This is a genomic window from Methanobrevibacter sp. (assembly GCF_015062985.1).
Taxonomy (GTDB): domain Archaea; phylum Methanobacteriota; class Methanobacteria; order Methanobacteriales; family Methanobacteriaceae; genus Methanocatella.
Genome location: NZ_SUTI01000020.1, coordinates 23,909 through 27,314, shown reverse-complemented (window position 1 = coordinate 27,314; position 3,406 = coordinate 23,909). Strand labels below are relative to the sequence as shown.

At 34.1% G+C, this 3,406-nt stretch carries 4 protein-coding genes; 2 read left to right on the top strand and 2 right to left on the bottom strand.

Annotation, left to right across the window (positions count from 1 at the left end; all coding sequences use genetic code 11):
* The first annotated feature begins 197 nt into the window (after nt 1-197).
* A complete protein-coding gene (locus tag E7Z77_RS08460; RefSeq protein ID WP_292752840.1) occupies nt 198-359 on the top strand; it encodes a hypothetical protein in 162 nt (53 codons plus the stop codon).
* 39 nt (nt 360-398) lie between these two features.
* Here E7Z77_RS08460 and E7Z77_RS08455 read toward each other — a convergent pair whose 3' ends face one another.
* Entirely contained in the window at nt 399-1,202 is an 804-nt protein-coding gene (locus tag E7Z77_RS08455; protein ID WP_292752836.1) for an ion channel, read from the bottom strand.
* 235 nt (nt 1,203-1,437) lie between these two features.
* On the bottom strand, nt 1,438-2,166 hold the full coding sequence (locus tag E7Z77_RS08450; RefSeq protein WP_292752833.1) for a hypothetical protein: 729 nt from the start codon (nt 2,164-2,166) through the stop codon (nt 1,438-1,440).
* 256 nt (nt 2,167-2,422) lie between these two features.
* On the opposite strand from E7Z77_RS08450, the gene E7Z77_RS08445 reads away from it, so the two are divergent.
* Nucleotides 2,423-3,406, top strand: a 984-nt coding sequence (locus tag E7Z77_RS08445) for a right-handed parallel beta-helix repeat-containing protein (RefSeq protein WP_366510262.1), incomplete at its 3' end; no start/stop codon positions are given.

Here is a 3,406-nt window from a genome sequence, read left to right as displayed (position 1 = left end):
GTTTGAATATGTAAAACCCTGCCTGGAAAAATTGGAGGGGATTTCACAAAATGGTGAAAACCATGTTTTCGAATCCGAGGTGATGTGCAATTCGAATTACAAAAGAGCAGTTTGAGCATGTATTTCGCAGAGAAAACGACGGGCGCAAACCTCAGGAAGGCTACGGCTGGTATGAGGATGTCATAGACCTGGGCGAGATGGACGGCTTTGAAATGAAAACTGTCACAAACAGGAACCTGCGCACTTCCAACGACCCGAACATGGCATACCTTGATACGCTCTATAAGGGAATCAGGCAGAACTGGCCGGAAATGTCAGATGAGGAAATCGAAGAGTACCTTGAAGGCTGCATCAGATAGATGCAGTCCTAAAAAAAACAGGGCTTTGAGAGTAAGAGCTTATTTGTTTTTAATCATTTCCTTAAGCTCGTTAATTTCATCTCTAAGTTCCTGATTTTCCTTTCTCACACTTTCAAGCTCGCTTAGGATGTGTTCGGATTTTTCTTCCACACTTTTTTTAACCTCTTCAATTCCGTCATCCTCACTTTCAATCATATTGTCCGTAAGATATGATGAAATGGATGCCGTAATTGTTGAAAATATGACAATACCGATAAGAATCAGAATCATTGTCAGAATCTTTTCGTTATAAGTCTGCGGGGTGATGTCCCCGTATCCGACAGTGGTGAGAGTGACAATGACAAAATAAAAATAATCGAAAGGCTGATAAGATGTTCCGAATACATAAAAGAGCGCAGTAAATGTCATGATGATAATTGCAATTGCAATGATGATTTTGTGAAACTCGGTTTTTTTGAAAAACTCGCCGAATGAACCCATCCTTGCAAAGCTTATAATCCTGACTAATCTTAAAAGCCTGAGATATCCGAAAATGGATCCTGGAAAATTGACGGGAACGAACAAGTCGATTATGAAGTCAAACGGTATTGATGCAATCAGAAGCAGAATGTTGTCCTTGTCAAGCAGGAACTTCTTTTTTGAGGGAGCCTCAAGAAAACTGACAAAGTATTCACTTAGAAGAATCAGGCACACAATCAAATCAAAGGATTCAATCTGGGCCATTGTAGCTTGGGGAACATTCAAAACAAGTGAAACGGTAATCAGTATAAAATCAGCAATTATAATGAAAGGCAAAATACGATTATACCATAATCCCCATTTTTCACTTTTGAATATCTTCACTTTCCCAGCCTCAAAAATATGTTACAGATAATAGTCTGTTTAAACTGGTTTTTAAGTATTTTTGCAGAACTTTTCTTTTGAATATTAATTAAGGAACATGTAAGTGATGGGTGATTCACATTAACGTTGGGGTTTTTCATTTGAAAAATAGATTTTTGAAGCGTTTCATATGCTTAAAATTAAAAAAAGATTTTAAGTGTTAAAAAATAACTTTTAACACTTGCTTTCATATAATTTATACGAGGCTTCCATCTTCAGTAGTTTCAACAGAAGAGCTAGAGTAGGAACCACTATCTGAAGTGGAATAATCTTCATCTTCGTAATAATCATTTTGCTGGTCGTAATATGAATCGTCATATCCCTGCCAGTATGCATCATTTCGAGCCATATCCAAATCGGACTGGGAATATTTCTTGTTGTTGCTTGTGTTTTTATTTACAGAAACAGTATTGCTGCCTGAATCATCATTATTGTCGGTATTATTGTCAGCCGCATCAAAGCTCCATTTTATACTGTTGATTATGTGGGTAACAATGTCCTTGTTTTTGCTGATGACAAGTATATTGTCGTGGGTCTGATTATTGCCCAAATATACTGCCCTGCATTCTCCGTCTAAATGACATCCTGCAACGGTAGGATCTTTAAGTGTAGTGTCTCCCTGATATTCATTTCCGAAAATTGGATTTTTAATATCTGAAAATCCTATGATTTGTCCCACTCCCTTGTCTTTACTGTTAAACAGTACGATGATTGTGTTGTCATTTTCAAGAACGGTAATTCCGCTGTCTCCATTTGTAGATTTAAGTTTCATGTCATCGGGAACTTCGATTGTTGTTCCGCTTTCTGCAATGGTCATAGCAGTGTACTCTGTCTGATTCAGGACCAGCGCATATGTGATAAACGAGCATATTGCAACGAGCACAGCTATTAAAATTAAAATTATGATTATCTTTTTTTGTTCCATGATTTTTCTCCTATCTGAATTTATATTTTGATATTACTATGTGTGTAAATTATATACTATACTTTTTTCTATTTTTCACGATTTTTTTTCAAATCGTAAATTCATTTATGTTTACATTTTTTGGTGTTCAAACGATTATAAAAATATAAAATAACTGATTAATATTCATTAAATCAAAAATTAAAATCGATATATTCATAAAATTAATATATGTATAAACACAAACTATATATCAATTTAAATTATTGGGGGTAATATGATTTTTTCAAATAAAAGAGTTATTATGCTGACAATAATGATTGTAGGTATTTTGGCTATTTCTACAGTTAGTGCAAGTGATAACTTTACAGACAATATTGTTGCTAGTGAAGAAGTAAATGATGTTGTTTCTATAGATGAATCTCAGGAGAGTGTTATTCCTGTTGGAGAAACAGTTAATGGAGGAATGATTTATAGTGAAGGTGTTGATGTTGGAAGTTTTGGTGATTTGTCTGTTTTGATTAGTAATACTTCTTCTGGTGATGTTTTAGTGTTGGATTCTGATTTTAGGGCTATGAATGAGTCTGATAGGATTGAGTCTTTTAGTAGGATTACTATTGATGGTAATGGTCATTGGTTAAATGGTAATCTTTTTAATAATGTATTTTCTGATTTTAATGGTGTTACATTAAAGAATATTAAGTTTATTAATGGTTTAAGTACTGGATATGGCGGTGCTATTTCTGGTGGTAGTAATATTAATGTGATTAATTGTACTTTTGTAAATAATATTGCGTCTAATGGTGGTGCTGTTTATCTTGGAAGTAATAATCGGATTGTTGATTGTACTTTTGTTGGCAATCGTGCTACTGATTATGGGGGCGTAATGCAATTTAGTTCAGCCCATAATGTTGTTTTGAATTGTACTTTTGAGGATAATTTTGCTAATAGTGCGATTGGTGCTATTACTTGTCATGGGGATTTTCTTAGTGTTATTAATTGTAGTTTTGTTAATAATTCTGCTTCTGGTTCTTATGGTGCTGCAATTGCATGGTTTGGAGCTCATGGTAATTTAGTTAATTCAACTTTTATTGCTAATAAAGGGCGTAGTGTTGTTTATTGGTCATCTAATTCTTATAAAAGTACTATGGTAAATTGTAGTTTTGTAGGTAATTCAGATATTGATGTTGATTGGCAAAGTGGTTTTGGAAATTTAGTCAACTGTACATTTGATAAATCAAATTCTATTTCATGGAGTGGA

What these genes read in the sequence shown, in the direction of transcription:
- E7Z77_RS08450 (WP_292752833.1), bottom strand. Translation starts at nt 2,166, where the DNA reads ATGGAACAAAAAAAGATAATCATAATTTTAATTTTAATAGCTGTGCTC.
- E7Z77_RS08460 (WP_292752840.1), top strand. Translation starts at nt 198, where the DNA reads ATGGACGGCTTTGAAATGAAAACTGTCACAAACAGGAACCTGCGCACT.